The following is a 23,357-nucleotide window of genomic DNA, read 5'->3' on the forward strand; positions in this document are numbered from 1 at the left end:
CCTACTTGGCCGTCTTGTCGCCCGGTTTCGTCAGGTGCCACACCAGCAGCGCCGCCAGCAGCGCGAGCACGACGAGGCCGCCCGACACGCCGCGGCCGTCCTCCTCGCTGCGGCCGGTGGTGCCGAAGTAGATCACCGCGAGCCCGGCCAGCACGGTGACGAACGTCCGCATCCCTCGGTCCTTCACGTACCGGACGGTACGTCCGGCTCCGCGCCGTTCGTGGTGGTTCGGCCCGCCGTCACCCGACCGGGTCGGGGCCGGCGGAGAAGCCGCGCAGCCGGACCCGGCGGATTGTGCGGCCGGACACCTCCACCACCTCGACCGTCAGCCCCGGCAGGTGCACGGTCTCCCCCGGTCCGGTCGGCAGGTGCCCCAGCCCGGCCAGGACCAGCCCGGCCACCGTCGTGTACTCCCGCGACGGCCGGAAGTGCAGGCGCACGCCGACGTCGGCCAGGTCGTGCAGCGGGAAGTCGCCGGGCACCAGCAGCGAGCCGTCCGGTTCCCGGGTCACCCCGGTCACGTCCCGGTCGGTCTCGTCGTACAGCTCCCCGACGACCTCCGCCAACAGGTCTTCCAAGGTGATCATGCCGTCGACCCCGCCGTGCTCGTCGACGACGAGGGCCAGCTGCTGGTGGCACAGCCGCAGCTCGCGCAGCGCGTCGGAGACGGGCAGGGTGCCGGGCAGCAGCAGCGGCGGACGGGCCCGGTCGGCGACCGTCGCCACGTCCGCCCCGACGAGTTCACGGATGTGCACCACGCCCCGCACCTCGTCGAGCCCACCCGGCCCGACGACCGGGGCGCGGGAGCGGCCGGCGGCGGCGAGCCGGCGCAGCCCGTCGGCGGCGGGCATCGTCGCGGGGAGCACCGTCACGTCCAGCCGGGGCACCAGGATGTCCCGCAGCGTGCGGCCGGCGATGTCGAACGCGCCGGTGAGGATCTCCCGCTGCTGCGCGGACAGGCCCCGCTGGCTGACCAGGATCTCCCGCAGCTCGTCCTCGGTCATCTCCGTCCGGCTGGCGCGCGGGTCCCCGCCGGCGAGCCGCACCACCGCGTCGGTGGCCTTGCTGAGCAGCCAGACCGCCGGCCGGGACAGCCGGGCCAGCAGGTCCAGCGGGCCGGCGCTGACCAGCCCCCAGCGTTCCGCGCGCTGCATCGCCAACCGTTTGGGGGCCAGCTCGCCGACGACCAGGGTGACGAACGTCAGCAGCACGGTGACCAGGACGACCGCGACGCCGCGCGCGGCCCCGCCCAGGAAGCCCAGCGGCCCCACCAGCGGCTCGGCCAGGGAGATCGCGGCGGCGGCGGAGGCGAGGAACCCGGCGAGGGTGATGCCGAGCTGGATGGTCGCCAGGTACCGGTTGGGGTCGCGGACCAGCCGGGCCAGCCGCTCCCCCGACCCGCTGCGCCGGCCCAACTGCCGCACCTGCCCCTCGCGCAGCGTCACCAACGCCATCTCGCTACCCGACAGGGCCGCATTGACCAGCACCAGCACCGCCACCAACGCCAGCTGACCGAGCTGCGCCCCCATGTCAGTCGACCTCCAGGTCGTCGAGGGAGATCTTGTGCGTCATCAGCCACCGGGCCAGCGCCGACATCCCGAACAGCCACAGCGGCGCGGACTCGGTGGTGCCGTTGGTGGCGAAGATCGCGAAACGCAGGTCCGGCGCCCGGTACGCCTCGATCCGCCATTTGTGCTGCCTGTCCCGCCAGACCGCGGAAGGGTCCATGGCGCCACGCTAGGCGACCACCGGCCCCGCCGGGGCGGCTTCAGGACCCGGCCGTCACCACGACCCGCGCGTCGTCGGGCAGCCGCCGGGTGGCGCCGCGGCGGTCCAGCATCTCCAGCAGCGGCACCGCGACCCGGCGGGTGGTGTCCAACGCCCGCCGCGCGGCGCTGAGCGTGAACGGCTGGGGCAGCCCGGCCAGCACCCGCACGGCGTCGTCGGCCGCGCCGGGCAGCAGCACCACGTTCTCGGCGAGCCGCAGCAGCGCCCCCGCCCGTACGGCGGCGCCGATCTCCCGGGGACCCAGCCCCAGGTCGGCGAGGTGCTCGGCCTCGGGGGCGCGGAACGGGCGGTCGGCGTACTCGGCGCGCACCCGGGCCACGGCCCGGGCCACCGCCTCCGGCAGCGCGTCGACCGCCGACGCGCTGACCCGACCGGCGCGCAGCCGCAGCGGCGGCCGGACCAGCGCCTCGACCAGCGCCCGCTCGGGCAGGTCGAGGCGCTGGCGCAGCAGCCCGACCGGGGCCCCCGGCTCCAGCGGGTGCTCCCGGGCGTGCCGGGCGACCTCCTCGACCAGCCGGGCGCCGAGGCTGCGCCAGTGCTCCGGGTCGGCCAGCCAGTCGCCGGCGACCGGCCGGCCGGTGACCTCGACGCCGGTGCGGATCAGGTCGGCGGCCCGGGCCAGCCGCCGCCGGCGCAGCTCGCCGGCCAGATCGGGGCGGCCGTCCACGGTCGCCAGCACGGCCGCGCGGGCCACCGCCGCGCCCCGGCGGTTCAGCGGCGGCGGCGCCACGTCCAGCACGGTCACCCCGCCGGCGACGTGGTGCCGGCCCGGGTCACGCAGCAGCGCCCGGTCCCCGACCAGCAGCGGCAGCGGCCGGGCCAGCCGCAGCCGGGCCGTGTCCGGGCCGAGCGGCCGGACCCGGGCCGGCACCGCCGCCGCGCCGATGTGCAGGGTGAGGGTGGCCGGCAGTTCCCCGGTCGGGTCGCCGGCCAGCCGGACGTCCAGCAGGTCCGTGCGGTGGAACCGGCCCGGGGTCAGCAGCGCGTCGCCGCGCCCCAGGCGGTCTCGGGGCGTGCCGCGCAGGTTCACCGCCACCCGGGCGACCGGGTCGACCTCGGGCCGGGCCACGCCGACGGAGTGCAGGCCGCGGACCCGCACCGCCTCCGCACTGCCGGCCAGCTCCAGCTCGTCGCCCACCCGCAGCCGGCCGGCGCCGAGGGTGCCGGTCACCACGGTGCCGGCGCCGCGCACGGTGAAGGCGCGGTCCACCCACAGCCGCACCGGGGCGTCGGCCCGTGGGGCGGGCAGCCGGGCGGCCAGCCGGTCCAGCGCCGCACGCAGCTGCGGCAGGCCGGCGCCGGTCACCGCGCTGACGGCGACCGCGTCGACCGCGCCCAGGGAGGTGGCGGCCAGCTCCGCCCGGGCGCGGGCCGTCGCCGGCCCCGGATCCGCCAGGTCCGCGCGGGTCACCACCAGCAGGCCGTACGACACCCCGAGCGCGTCCAGTGCCGCCAGGTGCTCGGCCGACTGCGGCATCCAGCCCTCGTCGGCGGCGACGACGACCAGCGCGGCGGGCACCGGACCGACGCCGGCGAGCATGTTCGGCACGAACCGCTCGTGCCCCGGCACGTCGACGAACGCGACCGTCCCGCCCGAGGGCAGCGTGCTCCAGGCGAAGCCGAGGTCGATGGTCATGCCCCGGCGGCGTTCCTCGGCCCACCGGTCGGGCTCCATCCCGGTCAGCACCCGGACCAGGGTCGACTTGCCGTGGTCGACGTGCCCGGCGGTGGCCACCACGAACACGCCTCAGCCCTCCCCGGGTACGCGCAGCACGGCGGCGCGCAGCGCCGCGTCGGCGTCGGCGGGGACGCAGCGCAGGTCCAGCAGCAGCCGCCCGCGTACCACCCGGCCCAGCACCGGCGGGTCGCCGACGCGCAGCGGAGACGCGTACCGCTCGGGCAGGCTGAGCGCCCACGAGGCCAGCTCGACGCCGGGGGCTCCACCGCCGCCGACGACCGCCCCGGCGGGCACCACCCGCGCCTCGCACCCGTCGGCGGCGAGCGCGTCGCGCAGCCGCTCGGTGCGCGCCCGCAGCGCGCCCGGGTCGGCGTGCAGCGCGGCCCGGGTGGGGGTGGCCGGATCGCCGAGGGTGGCGGCGAGCGCGGCGAGGGTCAGCTTGTCCACCCGCAACGCCCGGGCCAGGGGGTGCCGGCGCAGCCGTGCGACGAGGTCGGCGGCACCGAGCAGCAGCCCGGCCTGCGGGCCGCCGAGCAGCTTGTCGCCGCTGGCGGTGACCAGCGCCGCCCCGGCCCGCAGGGTGCTGGCGGCGTCCGGCTCGGCGGGCAGCAGCGGATCGGGCGCGAGCAGCCCGGAGCCGATGTCGGCGACCACGGGGACGCCGAGGGTGGCCAGCCGCCGCACCGGCACGGCGGAGGTGAAGCCGGTGACCTGGAAGTTCGACGGGTGCACCTTGAGCACGAAGCCGGTACGGGGACCGATCGCGGCGGCGTAGTCGTCGAGCGTGCTGCGGTTGGTGGTGCCGACCTCGCGCAGCCGGGCGCCGGTGCTCTCCAGCAGGTCGGGCAGGCGGAACCCGTCGCCGATCTCCACCAGCTCGCCCCGGCTGACGACGATCTCGGCGTCGGCGGCCAGCGCGGTGGCGGCGAGCACCAGCGCGGCGGCGCCGTTGTTGACCACGTGCACCGCGCCGGCGTCGGGCACCGCCGCCGCGAGGGCGTCGAGGGCGTCGCGTCCGCGCCGGGCCCGCCGCCCGGTGCGCAGGTCCAGCTCGACGTCGGTGTGCCCGGTGGCGGCGACGACCGCCGCCACGGCGGCGGGCGACAGCGCGGCGCGACCCAGGTTGGTGTGCAGCACCACCCCGGTGGCGTTGAGCACCGCCCGGGGCGCCGGCGCGGGCAGGGCGGCCAGCGCGGCGTCGCGTACCGCCTCGGGGGTGATCTCGCCCCGGCGGGCGCGCTCCTGGGCGCGGTGGACGGCGGCCTTGACCCGCTCCCGTCCCAGGGTGCCCGCCGCCGCGGTCAGCCGGGGGTCGGCGAGCAGTGCGTCGGTGCGCGGCACCCGCCGGCGCGGATCGGCCGCGACGTCCCCCATGGTCCTCACTTCCGCAGCATGGCGGAGACGGACGGGAATCGAACCCGCCTGGCCCGGATCCCGGACCACACCGGTTTTGAAGACCGGGAGGGGCACCAGCCGCCTGAACGCCTCCACGCAGCAGTGAACCACAGGCCCGGCGGGCGTGCGCGGGAGGGCGTCAGCCCTCGGCGGCGCGGCGCCGCTCGAGGCGCTCCCGCTGCGGCACCACCGTGTACTTCGGATCCTTCGCCGAGGCCACGCCACCCTCGAAGATGCCGAACCGGGTCGCCACCGAGGCGCCCAGCAGAGCCACCCCGGACAGCGCGGAGAGCGTCCGGCTGCGCCGGCCCAGCAGCGCGCCGGCCACCCCGACCGCCGTCAGGGCCCGCCCGGCGCGCAGCAGTCGACCGGCCCGACCGGTGCGGTAGGGCTCACTGAGCAGCCCGAGGCGGGTCTCCACCTGGTGTGCGCCGTACAGCTCCAGGGCCGCGCCCGCCACCGCCATCCGGCGGGCGGGCCCGGCCTGCGCGGCGGGCGCGGCGATCAGTCCCACTCCCGCGCCGCTGGCCAGGGCGCTGCCCGCGAAGATGGTCGGCAGTTGCGGGTACGCCTCGTGCCAGGACGGCACCGCCGTGTCGGCCAGCAGCACCCCGGTGTACGTGGCCAGCGCCGGCGCGGTCGCCGCGGCGGCCAGCCCGGCGGCGTGCCCGACCGGCGGCAGCGCCCGGCGGACGAGCCCCGGCAGGCCGCGCCCGGGCAGCCACGACGCGCCCTCGGCGACCGCCGCGATCCCGGCGGCCGGGCCGAAGACGCTGAGGATCCAGGTGCCCACGGACATGGGCGAGGTGGGCTTGGCCACCCGCAGCATGTGGTGGAACCGGGCGGGCCGCCCCAGGTCCTTGATCAGGAAGACGGTGCTGGCGGTGACCGCCGCCAGGGAGGCGACCCGGCCGGCGCGGCGCAACGCGGGACGGCCGGTGAGCTGCCCGCCCGCCGCGAGCAGCGACGAACCGGCCGCCAGCCCGCCGGTGAACAGGTACGCGGCGATGTCCCACTTCCAGACCGGCGCCTTGAGGATGGGACGGCCGTAGTAGGAGGTGAACTCGGCCTCCGGGACGGCCAGCTCCTCGCCGCCACGCCGGCCCCGCCGCCGCCCGCGGCTGGCGGGCGCCGCGGGCGCCGGCGCGTCGCCCCGCGGCGCGACCGCCCCGGGGGCGTCGCCCCCGGCCGGGCGGCCCACGCCCGGCGCGTCCGTCCCATCGCCGGCCAGCCGGGGGCCACCCGCCCCGGTGCCGGCGTCGAGGCGGTCGCGGAAGCGGCGGAACAGGTCGCCGACCGGGCGATCCGCGGTCACGAGGAACCTCCCACGAACGCGGCCACGGCCGCCGCCGCCATCGCGAGCGCGGCCAGGCCCGCCCGCTTCCACATCTTCGGCAGGTCCCGGGTGGTGACCACCGGGTCCGGGGGCAGCCCGTACACCTCGGGCTCGTCGAGCAGCAGGAAGAACGCGCCGTCGCCGCCGACCCCGTCGCCCGGGTCGTGCCCGTAGAGCCGCGCCTCGGGCACGCCCCGCTCGTGCAGCGTCGCCACCCGGGCCGCGGCCCGCTCCCGCAGCTCGTCGAGGGGGCCGTACTGGATGGACTCGGTGGGGCACGCCTGCGCGCAGGCGGGGGTGTTGCCCGCGCCGATCCGGTCGTAGCACAGCGTGCACTTCCACGCCCGGCCGTCGCCCTTGCGCTGGTCGATCACGCCGTACGGGCAGGCGGAGATGCAGTAGCCGCAGCCGTTGCAGATGTCCTCCTGCACCACCACCGTGCCGAACTCGGTGCGGAACAACGAGCCGGTCGGGCAGACGTCGAGGCAGGCCGCGTGGGTGCAGTGCTTGCAGACGTCGGACATCATCAGCCAGCGGAAGTCGGTGCGCCCCTCCGCGCCCCCCGCGCGCCCCGGCGGCTGCGCCCCGGGCATCCCCAGGAACTCCGGCCCGCCGGTCCGGTCGGCCGTGCCCGTGGCGGCGGGGCCCGTGCCCGCGCCGGTGCTGCTCGCGCCGCCGGCGCCGGTCCCCGAGCCGGTGCCGTCGACCATCCGTGCGGCCGCGTCCGCCGCGCCCGGCGGCACCCCCGGCTCGGTGCCGGTCGGATTGCCCACGCCGGCGGCCACGGCCGCCGACGAGGCGCTGACCGAGCCGCCCGTCGGCGTACCGGCGAACGGCGGGCTGCGGTGCCCGGCCGGGCGGGGCTGCTCGACGAACGCGACGTGCCGCCACGAGTTCGCGGTCAGCGCGCCGGTGTTGTCGTACGACATGCCGAGCAGGTCCAGCCCCGAGCCGGGGACGTCGTTCCACTCCTTGCAGGCCACCTCGCACGCCTTGCAGCCGATGCAGACGCTGGTGTCGGTGAAGAAGCCCATCCGGGGCGGGGCGTCGGTCCAGCCGGCCTCCGGGGCGGGATCCAGCGGCCCGGACAGGCTGTGCGGGTCAGGAAGCATCGCGGCCCTCCCCGGCGCCGTCGGCGGGAGCCGGCGGGGGAACCGCCCCCGGGGTGAGCGTCGGGGCCGGGTGGCCGGGGACGATGCCCGCCCGCCGCTGGTAGTCCGCCACCAGGTCCAGCAGGGCCGGGCCGGTGGGCCGCCGACCGGGCCGCACGTCACAGGTACCGATCTTGCTCTCCTGGATCAGCACGTTGGGGTCCAGGGTGATCCCGAACAGGTCGTTGGCCGAGTCGCCGGTCACCAGGCCCTCGAACCCGAAGTGGTACGGCAGCCACACCTGGTGGATCACCCGACCGTCCACGCGCAGCGGGCTGAGCCGGTCGGTGACCAGCACCTTCGCCTCGATGACCGCCCGCCCGCTGACCAGGTGCGCCCAGCCCAGGTGCGCCAGGTCCGCCTCCGCGGCCAACTCCGGGGACACCTCGACGAACATCTCCGGTTGCAGCTCCGCCAGGGGCCGCACCGTACGGCTCATCCCGCCCGCCGTGTGGTGCTCGGTGAGCCGGCTGACCGTGAACACGTACGGGAAGACCTGACTGTGCTCCTGCGGCGGGCTCGGGTTCACCGAGTTCACCGGGTGCGCGTACACCTTGCGGGTCGGATTGGCCTGCTGCCGGTAGAACGGGTTGCGCACCGGCGACTCGGCCGGCTCGTAGTGCGTCGGCAGCGGGCCGTCCAACACGCCGCTGGGCGCGTACAGCCAGCCCTTGCCGTCGCCCTGCATGACGAACGGGTCGTCGCCGGCGATCCCCTCCGGGCCAGACGCGCCCTCCGGCGGCCGGTACGTCGGCGGCTTGGTCCGCTCGAAGTCCGGCACGTCGTAGCCGGTCCACTCCCCGGCGTCCGGGTCCCACCAGACGTAGCGCTTGCGTTCGCTCCACGGCCGGCCCTGCGGGTCCGCCGAGGCCCGGTTGTACAGGGTGCGCCGGTTCGCCGGCCACGCCCAGCCCCACTCGGCGGCCACCCAGTCCTGCTCGTGGCGCGACCTGCGCCGCGCCGCCTGGTTGACGCCGCCGGCGTACACCCCGGAGTAGATCCAGCAGCCGACGGCGGTGGAGCCGTCGTCGCGGGCCTCGGCGAACGCGGACAGCGGGCGGCCGGTCGCCACCTCGTAGCCGTTGATCTCGCGCAGCACCGCCTCGGCGCTCGGCTCGGCGTGCGGGCCGTGCGTGGGATAGTCCCAGGCCAGGTCGAGCAGCGCCCGGTCGCGCGGCAGGTCGGAGCCGGCCAGCTTCTCCCGCAGCCGGCGCCCGAGATGGTAGAAGAACCACAGCTCGGAGCGGGCGTCGCCCGGCGGGTCGACGGCCTTCTCCCGCCACTGCAGCAGCCGCTGGGTCTGGGTGAAGGTGCCCTCCTTCTCCACGTGCGAGGCGGCCGGCAGGAAGAACACCTCCGTCTTGCACTGCTCCGGCACGATCTCGCCGGTGGCGACCTCGGGACTGTTGCGCCAGAACGTGGCGCTCTCGATCATGAACAGATCGCGGACCACCAGCCAGTCCAGGTTCGCCATGCCCAGGCGCTGCGCCCGGCCGTGCGCCGAGCCGACCGCCGGGTTCTGGCCGAGCAGGAAGTAGCCCCGCACCTTCCCGTCGATCATGTTCAGCACCTGCTGGTACGTCCCGTGGTCGCCGGTCATCCGGGGCATGTACCCGTAGCAGAAGTCGTTCTCGGGCGTCGCCGCGTCGCCCCAGTACGCCTTGAGCAGGCTCGCCGCGTAGGCGCGGGCGTTGCCCCAGAAGCCCTTCTGGCCCGGGTGGCGGATGCTGTCCACCCACTCGTCGAAGGTGGGGTGGTCGGCGTGGTGCGGCATCGGCAGGTAGCCGGGGAGCAGGTTGAACAGCGTCGGGATGTCAGTGGAGCCCTGGATGCTGGCGTGCCCGCGCAGCGCCAGGATGCCCCCGCCGGGGCGGCCCATGTTGCCCAGCAGCAGCTGGATGATCGCGCCGGTACGGATGTACTGCACGCCGACGCTGTGCTGCGTCCACCCCACGGAGTAGATCAGCACGCCGGTGCGCTCCCGACCCGAGTTCTGCGTCCAGGCCCGCGCCAGCTCCAGGAACTTCTCCCGGGGGATGCCGCAGACCCGCTCCACCATCTCCGGGGTGTAGCGGGCGAAGTGCCGCCTGAGGATCTGGTAGACGCAGCGCGGGTGCTGCAACGACTCGTCCCGCTCGACCTGCCCGCCCACCTCGGCGCCGTGCGACTCGTGGCGCAGCCCGGCGGCGGTGTCCCGCTCCTTCGCGGTGTGCCCGCTGCCGGAGTCGGACTCGTGGCCCGCGTACTGCCAGGAGTCCTGGACGTAGCTGCCCGTCTCCGGGTCGAACCCCGAGAAGAAGCCGTCGCCGTCCTCGGTGTCGACGAAGCGCTCGCTGACGATCGTCGCGGCGTTGGTGTACGCCAGCACGTACTCCCGGAAGTCCAGCTCGTTCTCCAGGATGTAGCGCACCACGCCACCGAGCAGCGCGATGTCGGAGCCCGCACGGATCGGCAGGTACGTGTCGGCCACCGCGCTGGTACGGGTGAACCGCGGATCGACGTGGAACACCTTGGCGCCGCGCCGCTTGGCCTCCATCACCCACTGGAAGCCCACCGGGTGGGCCTCGGCCATGTTCGAGCCCTGGATGACGATGACGTCAGCGTTGGCGACGTCCTGCTGGAAGTCCGTCGCGCCACCGCGACCGAAGCTGGCCCCCAGACCGGGGACGGTGGCGGAGTGTCAAATGCGCGCCTGGTTCTCGATCTGGAGCGCCCCCATCGCCGTGAACAGCTTCTTGATGAGGTAGTTCTCCTCGTTGTCGAGCGTCGCCCCGCCCAGGCTGGAGATGCCGAGCGTGCGGTTGAGCGGCCGGCCCTGCGCGTCGACGTCCTCCCAGGTCTCCGCGCGCGCTGCGAGGATCCGGTCGGCGATCATGTCGAGCGCGACGTCGAGCTCCAGATCCTCCCACTCGGTGGCGTAGGGCCGCCGGTAGCGGACCTTCGTCTGCCGCAGAGGGCTGGTGACGAGGCTCTTGCTGGCCGATCCCTTCGGACACAGCCGGCCCCGGGAGATCGGGCTGTCCGGGTCGCCCTCGATCTGGGTGACCTCGTTGTCCTTGACGAAGACGCGCTGGCCGCAGCCGACCGCGCAGTAGGGGCACACCGAACGCGCCACGCTGTCGGCGGTCTCGGTGCGGGCGGTCAACTCCGCCGAGCGGCCGGACTGCGCCGCGGCGCCCCGGCCCAGCGGGTCGGTGCCGGTGAGTTGCCGATAGACCGGCCAGCCCTGGATGAAGGTCCGCAGGCCCACGCGCGGCACCCCCTCTCCCGGCCCGTCTGACACCGCCAACATGAACATAGGCCAGGCCGCGCGGGACCGCGACCCGGGCCGCGGATCGCCACCCCGGCGGTCGCCCCCCGCTCCCCCGCGCTACGTGCGCGCCATGACCGGGACCGGCGGGAAGACAGCGCCACCCCCGGGCCCGGAGGCTCGGGGGTGGCGCCGGTGTCGGTGTGCAGGTCGCCTCTCGGCGAGTGGCGCGACGCGGCTCCAGCCGGACGGTATTCCGCGAAGGCAATTTAGGTGAGGCCCGGGGACACTGGACACACCGACACCTCATTCAACCAGCCGACGGCCTGCGATGTTCCACCGGCGGCGGATGTGCCGCCGGCCGGCACCCCGGGTTCGGGTGCCGGCCGGCGATCCCCCTTGTGGTGGAAAGTCTGTGTCAGTCGTGTCCGTGTCCGGGTCAGCTGTTCCAGTGTTCGGCGACGAGGTCGGCGGCCTGCTGCTCCCACTGGGCGTAGTGGTCGGGGTACGCCGACACCTGCACCGTCTGCGCCGCCTTCGTCAGGGGCATGTCCTGCCACCCGTCGACCTGCTTGAGGCCCTTCAGGAACGCCGTCGTCGAGTACTCCGGGTCGGTGATCTGCTCGACGGTGCCCCACCCGCTGGAGGGGCGCTGCTGGAACAGGCCCTGCGAGTCGTGGTCGTTGCGGTCACCCAGATGACCCAGGTTCTCCAGCTTCGACTCCTGCAACGCGGTCGCGATCGACACCACGGCGGCCCGCTCGTTCATGCCGGCCTTCTTCGTCGCGGCGATGATGGCCTTGACGTTGGCGACCTGCTCGTCGGACAGGTCGACACGCGACTGCGCACCCTGCACACCATGCGGCACCAGCGTGCCCATGTCCGGCTTGTCGGCGCGCACGGCGACGGCGACGGCGGTGGTGTCCACGCTCGGGGCGCTGGTGTGGGTGGTGTCGGTCATCGGGCCGGCGGCCACACCACCGGCGAACGCCAGACCGGCGATACCGAGCACGCTGTTACGAATGATCGTGTTCATCAGAGATGCTCCATTCGGGGGTTGGCACCCGCACCGAGGGGGATCGGCTACGCGGATGCAAGCACCGTCCGGCGCTCATGAACTTGAAGAGGGAAACTTCAGCACGAACTGGAGGGGGATCTCCGGCGTCGCACCGGAGGAAAGATCAGATCAGCCGTACCGGCTGCGTGTCCGACCTGTGCTAGTCGCAAGGTCGCGGGCGGGAGATGCCCTCAGGTCGGCTGCGCGGGCGGGGGTTGCCCTCACGTCGGCCGGACCATGTGTAACGACCGCCGGCCCGCCATCATTCCGGGGCCCCGGCCCACCATCCCATCGGGCGGCGCGGCCTTGGGCCGAGGTCGCCCGGCGGCTCACCGACGGCGACGCTTGCCTTGCTCGGTCGTACGCAGGGTGTAACGACCCCACCCCCGCCACGATTCCGCCCCCACGATGCCCCCGATCACACGCCGAAACCCGGCACCCGCGTCGTCCCGCGACGCGATCACGATCCGGGCGCCTGCTCGGCCAAGCCCGCACGGGACAGCCGTCACGAAACCGGACACCGGTCACAGGTGGGTCGGTGGGTGAACGGTGGAGATCTTGGTAGGAAACGGCCCCTGGAGGGGCCGCTTCTCGCCAAGATCTGGAAGGAGGCCGGCGGGCGGGCGCAAGAGTGGGCACCGACGGGGTGTGGCCCGCCGTGCCCGGCGCAGGGATCAAGCCTGACCGCCCGGAGCCGGGCACGGCGGGCCACACCCCCACCCCGACGCAACCGCAACCACCCCACGTGCGCGCAACCACCCAGGTCCGCACAACCACCCCACCCGCGCACAACCACCCCACGTGTGGGCAACCACTCCCACGCTCCGCAACCAACCCGAAGCCGCACACCGGCCGGACACGGTGCGGGCGCAATCACCCGGCACCGAGCGCGCACCCGACCCGCGCAACCATGGGAGTTGCCACGCAACCACCGAACCGCAAAGCCAACCCACGCCCGCAACCACCCGACACCGCGCAGCCACCACGACGACCACGTCGAACCCAGCCACGGCGACCTGCACGAACCGAAGCCGAGGAACGCGAAAACCGTCCCGACCGCGCCCGCCACGCCGCGACACCGGCGAAACCGCGATCCCCAGCGGCCCGACCTGGGGTTACCCTGACAGCATGCAGGCCCTCTCCCCCGCTCCGACCCGCGCGGCCCACCTGGCCCGTCCGGGCCGGCCCGCCGTGGTGGCCCGCACCCTCACCGAGCTGACCGGCCCCACCCGTGGCGTGGTGGAACTGCCGGTGCGGCTGATGTGGAACGCCGACCGCACCTTCGACCTGGGCGACCCGGACGAGCTGCTCTGGATGTACGAGAACGTGCTGCGGGAGACCACCCGCGCGGAGGATCTCCGGCTGCTCATCAACGGGCGCACGCTGCGCCGGGTGTGGCGACTGCTCAACCTGCCCCGGGGCGTACGCCAGGCGTGGGAGAGCCGCCACCGGGGGCTGCGTACGGCGTGAGCACCGCACACCCGCACGAGTTCTATCGCGAGGTGGCCCGGGTGGCCCTGTCGGCTGCCGGGCCGTACCGGTTCGTGCTCGGCGGCGGGGTGGCCTGGGCCGCGCACGGGCTCGTGACCCGCCCGACGGAGGACGTGGACCTGTTCGCGGACGTGGAGGGGGCTGCCGCCGCGGCGGCGGACGGGGTGCGGACGGCGCTGGAGCGGGCCGGGTTCGAGGTGACCGACGCCGATCCCGACAGCGAACTGGCTGAGCTGTTCGACGGCTTCGACCGGGATTTGAGGGACTTCGTGGTGAGCCGGGACGGGCGGCTCATCCGGCTCAGTCTGGCCCGCCTCGACCGGCACCGTAGCCCCGTGGTGATGGACCTCGGCCCGGTGATGGACGTGCGGGACCTGATGGCGAACAAGACCGCCGCCCTGGTCAACCGGCGGGAGGTCCGGGACTACATCGACGTCGCGGCGGCCCTGGAGCACCACGACGTGGCGGAGCTGCTGGAACTGGCCCGCCAGCTCGACCCGGCCCTGGACGAGGACGACGTCCGCGCCGCCGGACGCTACCTGGACCGGCTGCCCGACCGCCGGTTCGCCCGCTACGGCCTGGACCCCGCCGCCATCGCCCAGGTCCGCACCCGCCTGACCCCCTGGCCCCGCTGACCACCCCACCCGCCCACCCCAGCCCCACACCCGCATCTCCCGCGTCGATCATGCACTTTCGGTGGGCGAAAAGTGGCCGATCCTTCCCTTTCGCGGGGCACCGGAAGTGCATGATCGACGCGGGCCAGGGGCGCGGGGCCAAGGCGCGGGGGCGGGTCACTTTGTGGGGCGGCCGCCCGTGACGCCGAGGATCTCGCCGGTGACGTAGCTGGACTCCTGGGAGGCGAAGAAGACGTACGCCGGGGCCAGCTCGGCCGGCTGGCCGGGGCGTCCCTCCGGGGTGTCCTGGCCGAACTTCTCGACCTTCTCGTTCGGCATCGTCGCCGGGATCAGCGGCGTCCAGATCGGGCCCGGCGCCACCGCGTTCACCCGGATCCCCCGCTCGGCCAGGTCGGCGGCGAGCGCCTTGGTAAAGTTGGCGATCCCCGCCTTGGTGGTGGCGTAGTCCAGCAGCTGCGGCGACGGGTCGAACGCCTGGATCGACGAGGTGTTGATGATCGCCGAACCCTCGGCCATGTGCGGCACGGCCGCCCGGCAGAGCCAGAACATCGCGTACAGGTTGGTCTTCAGCACCCGGTCGAACTGCTCGTCGCTGATGCCGAGGATGCCCTTGTCCTGTGCCATCTGGTAGGCCGCGTTGTTGACCAGGACGTCGATCCCGCCGAGGTCACGCACGGCCCGATCGATCAGCTCCTGGCAGTGCCCCTCGTCGGTGATGTCCCCGCGTACCGCGATGCCCTTGCGGCCGGCCTCCTCGACCAGCCGGACGGTCTCGCGGGCGTCGGCGTCCTCCTCCTCGCTGAGGTAGGAGATCAGCACGTCGGCGCCCTCCCGGGCGTACGCGATGGCGATCGCGCGGCCGATGCCGGAGTCACCACCGGTGATCACCGCCCGCCGGCCGTCGAGCTTGCCGCTGCCGCGGTACGACTCCTCGCCGTGGTCCGGCTTCGGGGTCATCTCCTGAGTCGAGCCGGGCGGCGTCTGCTGCTGCTTCGGTTGTCCCTCCTGCTGGCCGTACTGGCTGGTGGGGTCCTGCTGGGTGTGCTGGTCCTCGCTCACCGACGTCTCCTCGCGCACCGGTCGGGTCTGGGTCTCCAACGCCGTACCCTGCGGCGGCAAGCGGAAACGGCCGGCGCGGTGTTACACGGACAGGTCCGGGTGGGCCGGTGTGATGAAACACCTCGGGCTGCTGTGGCAGGAGTGACCGCCGCTCGTTTATGGTGCGCTCGGCGCTCATCGGGCGCCCAGAACCCCATGGAAGGGCACCTCATGACCTCTCCCTCCGGCCCGTCGCGTCGGACGGTGCTCGCCGCCGCGGCCGCGGCGGCGAGCGTCCCGCTGATCGCCGCCACCCCCGCCCAGGCGGCCGGCGCGGCCCGGTCGCGGACCTGGGACCTCACGATCCTCGGCACCTCGGACACCCACGGCAACGTCTACAACTGGGACTACTACTCCGACGCCGAGTACGACGACAGCAAGCACAACGACGTGGGCGTCGCCAAGCTGGCCGCGCTGGTCAAGCAGATCCGCGCCGAGCGGCGGGGCCGGGCGACGCTGGTGCTGGACGCCGGCGACACGATCCAGGGCACGCCGCTGGCCACCTTCTACGCCAAGCAGGAACCCATCACCACCACCGGTGCGACGCACCCGATGGCCAACGCGATGAACGTGCTCGGCTACGACGCCGTGACGCTGGGCAATCACGAGTTCAACTACGGCCTGCCGCTGCTGGCGAAGTGGATCTCGCAGCTGGGCTTCCCGGCGCTGGCCGCGAACGCCGTCAACGTCGCCACCGGCAAGCCGGCCTTCCTGCCGTTCATCATCAAGAAGGTCTCCGTCGGCTTCGCCGCACCGCCGCTGCGGGTCGGCATCCTCGGCCTGACCAACCCGGGCAGCGCGATCTGGGACAGGGCCAACGTCGAGGGCAAGCTGCGGTTCGACGACATGATCGCCACCGCCGCGAAGTACGTGCCGATCATGCGGGCGCGCGGCGCCGACATCGTGCTGATCTCCGCCCACGGCGGCGACAGCGGTACCTCCAGCTACGGCCCGGAGCTGCCGATCGAGAACCCGACGGCGCTGATCGCCCAGCAGGTCCCCGGCATCGACGCGATCCTGTTCGGCCACGCCCACGCCGAGGTCGCGGAGAAGTTCGTGACCAACGAGCGGACCGGCGAGCAGGTGCTGCTCACCGAGCCGTCGAAGTGGGGCCAGCGGCTGAGCCGGATGGACTTCAGCCTGGCCCGCGAGCGCGGCCGCTGGAAGATCACCAAGAAGACCGCCGCCCTGTTGAACACCAACACCGTGGCCGAGGACCCGAAGGTCCTCGCCGCCGTACGGGCGCAGCACCAGAAGACCGTGGCGTACGTCAACCAGGTCGTGGCCCGCTCCACCGTGGAGCTCTCGGCGGCGGAGAGCCGCTACCGGGACACCCCGATCCTTGACTTCATCAACCACGTGCAGACCGAGGTCGTCGGTCAGGCGCTGGCCGGCACCTCGTACGCGGACCTGCCGGTGCTGTCGATCGCGGCGCCGTTCAGCCGGACCGCGGTCTTCCCCGCCGGCGACGTGAAGATCCGCGACGTGGCCGGGCTGTACGTCTTCGACAACACCCTCGAGGCGGTCGTGCTCAGCGGCGCCGAGGTGCGCGCCTACCTGGAGTACTCGGCGAAGTACTTCCGGACCCTCGCCCCCGGCGCCCCGGTCGACCCGGCCGCGATCAGCGACCCGGCCGTGCCGGACTACAACTACGACGTCTTCTCCGGCCTGGAGTACGACATCGACATCTCCAAGCCGGTGGGGCAGCGCGTCACCCGCCTGGTGCTGCCCGGCACCGACACGCCGGTGGCGGACAACGCGCAGTTCGTGGTGGCGGTGAACAACTACCGGCGCAGCGGCGGCGGCAACTTCCCCGGCATCGTGAAGACCCAGGTCTACAACGAGCAGCAGGAGATCCGTCAGCTGCTGATCGACTGGGCGCAGGCCAAGGGCACCATCGACCCGGCGGACTTCTACCAGCCGAACTGGCGGCTCGTACGCGAGGGCGTGCCGGTCTTCTGATCCCGATCACCGGGTGGGCCGTGGACGATCCGCCCACGGCCCACCCGGTGCCCGCCGCGGCCGCGCCGGCCCGGCCCGTACGCGACGTGGCGGCGGGCCGGGCCGGCGCGGCGAGCTGGGTCACCGTCGTTCGTGGCCGGCGACCCGACCCCCGATCTCCAGACGCGGCCAGTCGGCGAGGTCCCGCAGCAGTTGCCGGTCGTGGGTGGCGACCACGACGGCGGCGCTCGTGGCACGGATCGCGTCGGTCAGCTCGTCGACCAGCGCCGACGACAGGTGGTTGGTCGGCTCGTCGAGCAGGATCAGCCCGGGCCGCCCGGCCAGCGCCAACGCCAGGTCGAGGCGCCGCTGCTGCCCCTGCGACATCCGCCCGACCGGCGTGCGCATCGCGTCGGAGTCCAGCAGCCCGAGCGCCCCGAGCGGGACGGCGTCGGCGTCGCGGAGCACCCCGCCGGCCACCAGCCGCCCCACGTGACGGGCGTGGACCTCCCGGGCGGTGAGGCCGGGGTCGTGCCCGGCGGTCTCCTGGTCGATCCGGGCGATCCGGGCCTCCTTCGCCGTCCAGACGCGTCCCTGCGTGGGCCGGAGCGCGCCGGCCAGCACCGCGAGCAGCGTGGACTTCCCGGCACCGTTCGCCCCGGTGACCAGCAGCCGGTCGCCGCCGTCGAGGGTGAGGTCGACCGTTCCGGCCAGGCGCCCGTCGACGGCGACGCCGTACGCCCGCAACTGTGGCGCACCCGGCCGGACGCTCAGGTCGGGCCACCGCAGGGTCGGCGGCGGCTCGGGCACGTCGATCCGGTGCGCCCGCAGGGCGTCCTGCTGCCGGTGCAGCGCCTGCACGACGCCCGGCGCGCGGGACTGGCGCTGGTGTTTACCGGTCCCCTTGTCCGGCCGCCAGCCGGTGGAGAGCCGGTCGCGAGCCTTGGACACCGCGCTCTGCAGCCGCTGGTGCTCGGCCTGCTGCTCCTCGTAGTCCTGCTCCCAGGCCTCACGTTCGCGGCGCCGGGCGTCCTGCCAGGCGTCATAGCCGCCGGCGTACAGGCGCGGCGTCCCGTCGCGGGTCGGGTCGAGGTCGAGGAACCGGTCCGCGACGTCGCGTAGCAGCGCCCGGTCGTGGCTGACGACGGCGAGGCCGCCCTCGTGCTCACGCAGCCGGCGGGTCAGGAAGTCCAGCCCGTCGGCGTCGAGGTGGTTGGTCGGCTCGTCGAGCAGCAGCACGTCGTGCCGCGCGCCGAGCAGGCAGGCCAGCCGTACCCGGTAGCGCTGCCCGACCGAGAGCTGCGACAACGCGCAGTCGCGGTCCGTGCACGCGCCGAGGGCCTCGAGGGCGACATCGAGGCGGCGCTCGGCGTCCCACGCGTCGAGCCCGGTGGCGGCCTCGAGCGCGGCGGCATAGCGGTCGTCGGCACCGGGATCGCCCGCGGCCACGGCGAGCGACGCCTCGTCCAGCGCGGCGAGGGCCGCGAGCGACGCGGCCAGCGCCGCCGACGTCAGGGTGCCGACGGTCTCACCGTCACGCGCGGACAACTCCTGACGGGCCAGGCCGATCGTGCCGGCCCGGTGCACGGTGCCCTCGTCGGGCGAGATCAGGCCGGCGAGGACGTGCAGCAGCGTCGTCTTGCCGCGGCCGTTCTCGCCGACGACGGCGACCCGGGACCGGGTGGAGACGGTCACCGACACGTCGTTCAGGACGCGCCGGGAGCCGCGGACGACGGTGACGCCGTGGGCGCGGACGTGCGCGGCATCGCCCGCCGTGGCGGGCAGGGACATGGTTTCGGAGGTCGGGGTGAGGCTCAAGGGTGCTCCGCAGCTCGTGGTGGAGCCGGGCAGCAGCAAGCGGCCGCCCGGCGGGAACCGGGACGGCGAGCGCGGATTCAGCAGAGAGCAGGCGCCGCCGTCAGCGGGCGGAGCGGACCTTCTGCGACCAGATACCTCGTGCCATGACGGCAAGGTTAACAGCGCCGGCGCGCCCGCTCCTCCGGATTTCGCTCCGTCGGGCGCGCCGCACGAAGAGCGGGCGGAACCGTCGGGGAGCTGCGCCGCAACTCCCCGAGCACGGCGTCAGGCCCCGTGCCGCAGGTCCCACCGGTCCCGCTCGTCGCCCGGATCCGGCTGGTCCCGCCGCGGATCGGTCTCGGTCAGCGCGGTCCGCTCCTCCGGGCGGACCGCGGGCGGCATCTCGCCGAAGCGCACGTGGCGCAGGAAGCGGTACTCATCGTCGGTGAACGACGGTCCGGACCGGTCCTCTGCCATCACTTCTCTCCCTCGGCGTCCATCATTCTCCGCTCTGGTGACGGCGAACACCACCGCTAAGGCATCCTAGGATCCTGGGCGGAAGACGGAGCGCGCCGCCTGCGTCGAGGGAGACCTCCTTCGACGCACCGGCCGGGGCTCAGCCGCCCGGCGGCCGGTCCAGCAGCGCCAGCGCCGCCCGCACGGGAGCGCGGCGCAACGTCTCGTCGAAGCTCGCCCGGCCCTGGCAGAACCGCACGAACATCCGCCAGCCCGGCGGCGTGGCCAACAACGCATGGAAGACTCCCGGCCGCCGGGCGAACACGTCGAGCAGCCGGTGCCCGGCACGCATCGACGGCACCAGGTCCCGCGCGACCGCGCCGTCGTAGCCCGCCAGGTCACCCGCGGCGACCGCCGCGCCCGCCAGCTCCCCGGACCGCAGCGCGTAGCTGATCCCCTCCCGGCTCCACGGCTCCAGCAGCCCCGCCGCGTCGCCCGTGACCAGCACCCGGCCCCGACGCAGCGGCGAATCCTCGGCCCGGCAGCGGGTCAGATGGCCGGAGTCGTGCGCCGGCTCCACCCCGGACAGGCCCAGCCGGTCGACGAACCCGCGCAGATAGGCCCTGGTCCGCTCCCCCTCACCCCGGGCGGCAATCACCCCGACCGTCAGCCGGTCGCCCTTCGGGAAGACCCAGGCGTACGAGCCGGGCAGCGGACCCCAGTCCAGCAGGAGGCGGCCCCGCCAGCGGGCCTGCTCCTCCGGCGGCACGGGCAGCTCCAGTTCCAGCCCCAGGTCCACCTGCCGGTGGCGCACCCCCACGTGCCGGGCGGTCACTCCCGAGGAGCCGTCCGCCCCGACCACCGCCCGCGCATGGACGGTGTCCCCGTCGGCGAGTCTGAGGCGTACGACGTCGGGGTCCTGCTCGACCGCGCGGACCGCGACGCGCTCGCGCACCTCGGCACCCGCGGCGACCGCGGCGGCACGCAGCCGGTCGTCGAACTCCTCCCGGCGCACCATGCTCACCAGCGGACCGCTCCGATGGCGGCGGGTGAACCGGCGTCGCCCGTCGCGCGTGAACGTCACCCGGTCGACCCGGTCGTGCGCGGGCACCTCGATCCGACCGGCCACCGCCGCGAGCGAGGTGCCGATCAGACCGCCCCCGCAGGTCTTGTAACGCGGGTGCGCGGCGCGCTCCACGACCAGCGTGCGCACGCCCGCGCGGGCGGCGGCGTGGGCGGCGGAGAGCCCGGCGGGGCCGGCGCCGACGACGGCGAGATCCCAGACGATCACTGGTGCAGCCTAGGGCAAGCCGCGGCGTCCGGCGCCGACGGCGCGGCCACGCGGCACCGCCCGATCGGGTGGGCATCTTCCCCCGTCCACCGGGTAACCGCGCGGCGCGACCGCCCGCGCAGGGGCGGGACAGGCGAAGGAGGAAAGGCCATGCGGCAGGTGCAACTGTCGGATGTCGAGGAGAAGGTGTACGACGCGGTCGCGGCGCTGGAGGCCCGGGGACAGGTGCCGTACCCCGACCTGATCGCCGAGGAGGCCGGGCTCACCGAGGAGCAGTTGCGGGCGCCGCTGCGCCAGCTCACCGAAAAGAACCTGTTGCACCGGGAGGACTCGCCGATGGCCGGGCTCGACTTCGGGCCCCGGTTCTGCGCCCGCCAGATGGCGTGAGCCGCCGGGCGCCTCGCGATGGTTCGCCTCCCGGGGACCGGGGTAGCGCTCGGCGATGCCCGATCACCGGTCCACGGGAGGCACGATGAGCCCGGCGGGTGCGCCGCCACCGGCCGACGCCACCGCGTCGGCGGACGACCGGCGCCGCTGGCAGGCCCTCGGGGTCGGGCTGGTCGCCGCCTTCATGACGCTGCTCGACGTGAGCATCGTCAACGTCGCCGTCCCGTCGATCGACCGCGCCCTCGGGGCCTCCCCCAGCGACCTGCAGTGGGTGCTCTCCGGGTACGCCCTGACGTTCGGGCTGGTGCTGGTCTCCGCCGGCCGCTTCGGCGACGCGCGCGGCCGGCGAAGCGCGTTCGTCTTCGGGATCGGCCTGTTCACGCTGTCCAGCGCGCTGGCCGGGCTGGCCGCCTCGCCCGGGTGGCTGATCGCGGCCCGGCTGCTCCAGGGTGCCGCCGCCGGGGTGGTCAACCCGCAGGTCACCGGGCTGATCCAGGAACTCTTCCAGGGGCCGGAGCGGGGTCGCCCGTTCGGGCTGCTCGGCGCCACCATCGGCATCTCCACGGCCGTCGGCCCGCTGCTCGGCGGCCTGCTGATCGCCATCGGCGGCGAGGCGCACGGCTGGCGGTGGGTGTTCTTCGTCAACGTGCCGGTCGGCGTTCTCGCGGTGGTCCTCGGCTGGCGGCTGCTCCCCGGCCGACCGGCCGGCCCACGGGACCACCGGCGGCTGGACCCCGTCGGGGTGCTGCTGCTCGGCGTCGGAGTGCTGCTCGTGCTGTTGCCGCTGGTGCAGCAGGAGTGGCGGGGCCCGGCGAAGTGGCTGCTCGTTCCGGCGGGGCTGCTCACCCTGGCCGGCTTCGGGGCGTGGGAACGGTGGTACGGCCGGCGCCAGGAACCGCTGTTCGACCTGCGGCTGTTCGGCTTCCGGTCGTACACCCTCGGGTCGCTGATCGCGCTCGTCTACTTCGGCGGGTTCACCGCGATCTTCTTCATCTTCACGCTCTATCTGCAGAACGGCCTCGGCTACAGCGCGCTGGTCGCCGGCCTGGCCATCACCCCGTTCGCGCTGGGCTCGGCCGCGGCGTCCGCGCTCGGTGGTCGCATCGTCAACCGCTTCGGGCGCCCCCTGGTCGCGGTCGGGCTGCTCACCGTGGTGGTCGGGCTCGTCGCGGTGGTCGTCGTACTCGACCTGGCCCCGAGAGGCGCCGCCGTGCCGTGGCTGACCGCGGCCCCCCTGCTGGTGGCCGGGCTGGGCAGCGGCCTGGTGATCGCGCCGAACCAGACGCTGACCCTGTCCCAGGTGCCGGTGCGGCAGGCGGGCAGCGGAGCGGGCATGCTCCAGACCGGCCAGCGGATCGGTTCCGCCGCCGGGATCGCCGCCGTCGGCTCGCTCTTCTTCTCCTCGCTGGCCGCCAGCGGTGGGAACTTCTCGCTCGCCTTCCGGCACTCGCTGCTGCTGGCCGCCGGCGTGATCGCGCTCGCGCTGGTCGCGGCCCTGGTCGACGTCGCCCTCGGCCACCGGCGGTGATGTCAGCGCTCGCCGTGCTGGTCGAAGCCGCGACGGTCGCCGTCCCCGGTCCGCCCGGCTCCGCCACTCGACATGCGGCTGGCCGGCACCCCGGGGTGGGGTGCCGGCCAGCGGCGTTTCGTTCACTGTTGTCAGCTGTTCCAGTGCTCGGCGACGAGGTCGGCGGCCTGCTGCTCCCACTGGGCGTAGTGGTCGGGGTACGCCGACACCTGCACCGTCTGCGCCGCCTCGGTCAGCGGCATGTCCTGCCAGCCGTCGACCTGCTTGAGGCCCTTCAGGAACGCCGTCGTCGAGTACTCCGGGTCGGTGATCTGCTCGACCGTGCCCCACCCGCTGGAGGGGCGCTGCTGGAACAGGCCCTGCGAGTCGTGGTCGTTGCGGTCACCCAGATGACCCAGGTTCTCCAGCTTCGACTCCTGCAACGCGGTCGCGATCGACACCACGGCGGCCCGCTCGTTCATGCCAGCCTTCTTCGTCGCGGCGATGATGGCCTTGACGTTGGCGACCTGCTCGTCGGACAGGTCGACACGCGACTGCGCACCCTGCACACCATGCGGCACCAACACGCCCATGTCCGGCTTGTCCACCGCCACGGCAGTGATCGGGGCCGCCGACTGCACCACGGCGGCGCCGTCACTGTGGTTCAGCGGACCGGCAGCCAGACCACCGGCAAACGCCAGACCCGCAACACCAAGAACGCTCTTACGCAGGATCGTGTTCATCGAAGATGCTCCATTCGGGGGTTGGCACCCACACCGAGGGGGATCGGCTACGCGGATGCATGCAAGCACCGTCCGGCGCCCATGAACTTCAAGAGGGAAACTCCAGCACGAACTGGAGGGATCTCCGGCGTCACACCGAAGGAAGATCAGATCGGCCCTACCGGCCACTGTCCGAGCCGTAGAGGCCGGCACCGGGGCTGTCTCGCGGGGGCGGGGGATGCCCTCACGTCGGCCGGACCATGTGTAACGACCGCCGGCCCGCCATCATTCCGGGGCCCCGGCCCACCATCCCATCGGGCGGCGCGGCCTTGCCTTGCTCGGTCGTACGCAGGGTGTAACGACCCCACCCCCGCCAC

19 protein-coding genes and 1 tRNA gene are annotated in these 23,357 nt (G+C 74.1%); 5 read left to right on the plus strand and 15 right to left on the minus strand.

Features of this window, described 5'->3' with window-relative positions; genetic code table 11:
* Position 1: 1 nt before the first annotated feature.
* The 10 genes from DER29_RS34645 to DER29_RS17995 form a co-directional block, all read right to left on the minus strand.
* Positions 2-172 carry a hypothetical protein gene (locus DER29_RS34645; protein ID WP_165947846.1) on the minus strand — a complete coding sequence of 57 codons (171 nt, stop codon included), beginning with the start codon at positions 170-172 and terminating at the stop codon, positions 2-4.
* A gap of 67 nt (positions 173-239) precedes the next feature.
* Complete coding sequence (locus tag DER29_RS17955) at positions 240-1,529, minus strand: hemolysin family protein (protein ID WP_121398375.1); 1,290 nt, start codon at positions 1,527-1,529, stop codon at positions 240-242.
* A gap of 1 nt (position 1,530) precedes the next feature.
* The gene (locus tag DER29_RS17960; RefSeq protein WP_089000292.1) at positions 1,531-1,728 is read right to left on the minus strand and encodes a hypothetical protein; all 198 of its coding nucleotides are present in this window, start codon (positions 1,726-1,728) and stop codon (positions 1,531-1,533) included.
* 40 nt (positions 1,729-1,768) lie between these two features.
* The gene (gene selB, locus DER29_RS17965) at positions 1,769-3,532 is read right to left on the minus strand and encodes a selenocysteine-specific translation elongation factor (protein WP_121398376.1); all 1,764 of its coding nucleotides are present in this window, start codon (positions 3,530-3,532) and stop codon (positions 1,769-1,771) included.
* A 3-nt stretch (positions 3,533-3,535) separates the two neighbouring features.
* Positions 3,536-4,840 carry an L-seryl-tRNA(Sec) selenium transferase gene (gene selA / locus DER29_RS17970; RefSeq protein ID WP_121398377.1) on the minus strand — a complete coding sequence of 435 codons (1,305 nt, stop codon included), beginning with the start codon at positions 4,838-4,840 and terminating at the stop codon, positions 3,536-3,538.
* A gap of 19 nt (positions 4,841-4,859) precedes the next feature.
* Positions 4,860-4,955: transfer RNA gene (locus DER29_RS33935), tRNA-Sec, on the minus strand.
* Positions 4,956-5,000: 45 nt separating this feature from the next.
* A complete protein-coding gene (gene nrfD, locus DER29_RS17975; RefSeq protein ID WP_121398378.1) occupies positions 5,001-6,176 on the minus strand; it encodes an NrfD/PsrC family molybdoenzyme membrane anchor subunit in 1,176 nt (391 codons plus the stop codon).
* A complete protein-coding gene (locus DER29_RS17980; protein ID WP_121398379.1) occupies positions 6,173-7,309 on the minus strand; it encodes a 4Fe-4S dicluster domain-containing protein in 1,137 nt (378 codons plus the stop codon). The genes nrfD and DER29_RS17980 overlap by 4 nt, the downstream gene beginning before the upstream one ends.
* Positions 7,299-10,598, minus strand: a complete 3,300-nt coding sequence (fdh, locus tag DER29_RS17985; RefSeq protein WP_255421044.1) for a formate dehydrogenase — start codon at positions 10,596-10,598, stop codon at positions 7,299-7,301. The genes DER29_RS17980 and fdh overlap by 11 nt, the downstream gene beginning before the upstream one ends.
* A gap of 439 nt (positions 10,599-11,037) precedes the next feature.
* A complete protein-coding gene (locus DER29_RS17995; RefSeq protein ID WP_121398381.1) occupies positions 11,038-11,634 on the minus strand; it encodes a hypothetical protein in 597 nt (198 codons plus the stop codon).
* Positions 11,635-12,783: 1,149 nt separating this feature from the next.
* Here DER29_RS17995 and DER29_RS18000 point away from each other — a divergent pair.
* Entirely contained in the window at positions 12,784-13,125 is a 342-nt protein-coding gene (locus tag DER29_RS18000) for a hypothetical protein (RefSeq protein ID WP_121398382.1), read from the plus strand.
* Positions 13,122-13,781, plus strand: coding sequence for a nucleotidyl transferase AbiEii/AbiGii toxin family protein (locus tag DER29_RS18005; RefSeq protein WP_233599890.1), 660 nt, complete (start codon positions 13,122-13,124; stop codon positions 13,779-13,781). Before DER29_RS18000 ends, DER29_RS18005 begins: the two co-directional genes overlap by 4 nt.
* Before the next feature lie 156 nt (positions 13,782-13,937).
* Here the strand turns inward: DER29_RS18005 and DER29_RS18010 are convergent, their stop codons facing one another.
* A complete protein-coding gene (locus DER29_RS18010; protein WP_121398384.1) occupies positions 13,938-14,840 on the minus strand; it encodes an SDR family oxidoreductase in 903 nt (300 codons plus the stop codon).
* 210 nt (positions 14,841-15,050) lie between these two features.
* Here DER29_RS18010 and DER29_RS18015 point away from each other — a divergent pair, with 210 nt between their 5' ends.
* A complete protein-coding gene (locus tag DER29_RS18015; RefSeq protein ID WP_121398385.1) occupies positions 15,051-16,841 on the plus strand; it encodes a bifunctional UDP-sugar hydrolase/5'-nucleotidase in 1,791 nt (596 codons plus the stop codon).
* Positions 16,842-16,961: 120 nt separating this feature from the next.
* On the opposite strand, the gene DER29_RS18020 is transcribed toward DER29_RS18015, so the two are convergent.
* The 3 genes from DER29_RS18020 to DER29_RS18030 form a co-directional block, all read right to left on the minus strand.
* Positions 16,962-18,638 (minus strand): ABC-F family ATP-binding cassette domain-containing protein, encoded by a 1,677-nt coding sequence (locus tag DER29_RS18020; RefSeq protein WP_121398386.1) that lies wholly within the window; start codon positions 18,636-18,638, stop codon positions 16,962-16,964.
* A gap of 264 nt (positions 18,639-18,902) precedes the next feature.
* Positions 18,903-19,094, minus strand: a complete 192-nt coding sequence (locus DER29_RS18025) for a hypothetical protein (RefSeq protein ID WP_121398387.1) — start codon at positions 19,092-19,094, stop codon at positions 18,903-18,905.
* A gap of 139 nt (positions 19,095-19,233) precedes the next feature.
* The gene (locus DER29_RS18030) at positions 19,234-20,364 is read right to left on the minus strand and encodes a geranylgeranyl reductase family protein (protein ID WP_121398388.1); all 1,131 of its coding nucleotides are present in this window, start codon (positions 20,362-20,364) and stop codon (positions 19,234-19,236) included.
* 150 nt (positions 20,365-20,514) lie between these two features.
* Between DER29_RS18030 and DER29_RS18035 the strand changes: the two genes are divergently transcribed.
* Together DER29_RS18035 and DER29_RS18040 are read left to right on the plus strand one after the other, a co-directional pair.
* Positions 20,515-20,751, plus strand: a complete 237-nt coding sequence (locus tag DER29_RS18035; protein ID WP_121398389.1) for a hypothetical protein — start codon at positions 20,515-20,517, stop codon at positions 20,749-20,751.
* 85 nt (positions 20,752-20,836) lie between these two features.
* Positions 20,837-22,279, plus strand: coding sequence for an MFS transporter (locus DER29_RS18040; RefSeq protein ID WP_121398390.1), 1,443 nt, complete (start codon positions 20,837-20,839; stop codon positions 22,277-22,279).
* 131 nt (positions 22,280-22,410) lie between these two features.
* On the opposite strand, the gene DER29_RS18045 is transcribed toward DER29_RS18040, so the two are convergent.
* On the minus strand, positions 22,411-23,001 hold the full coding sequence (locus DER29_RS18045) for a hypothetical protein (RefSeq protein ID WP_121398391.1): 591 nt from the start codon (positions 22,999-23,001) through the stop codon (positions 22,411-22,413).
* Positions 23,002-23,357 lie beyond the last annotated feature (356 nt).

Origin of the sequence: Micromonospora sp. M71_S20 (genome assembly GCF_003664255.1) — a bacterium.
GTDB lineage: Bacteria > Actinomycetota > Actinomycetes > Mycobacteriales > Micromonosporaceae > Micromonospora.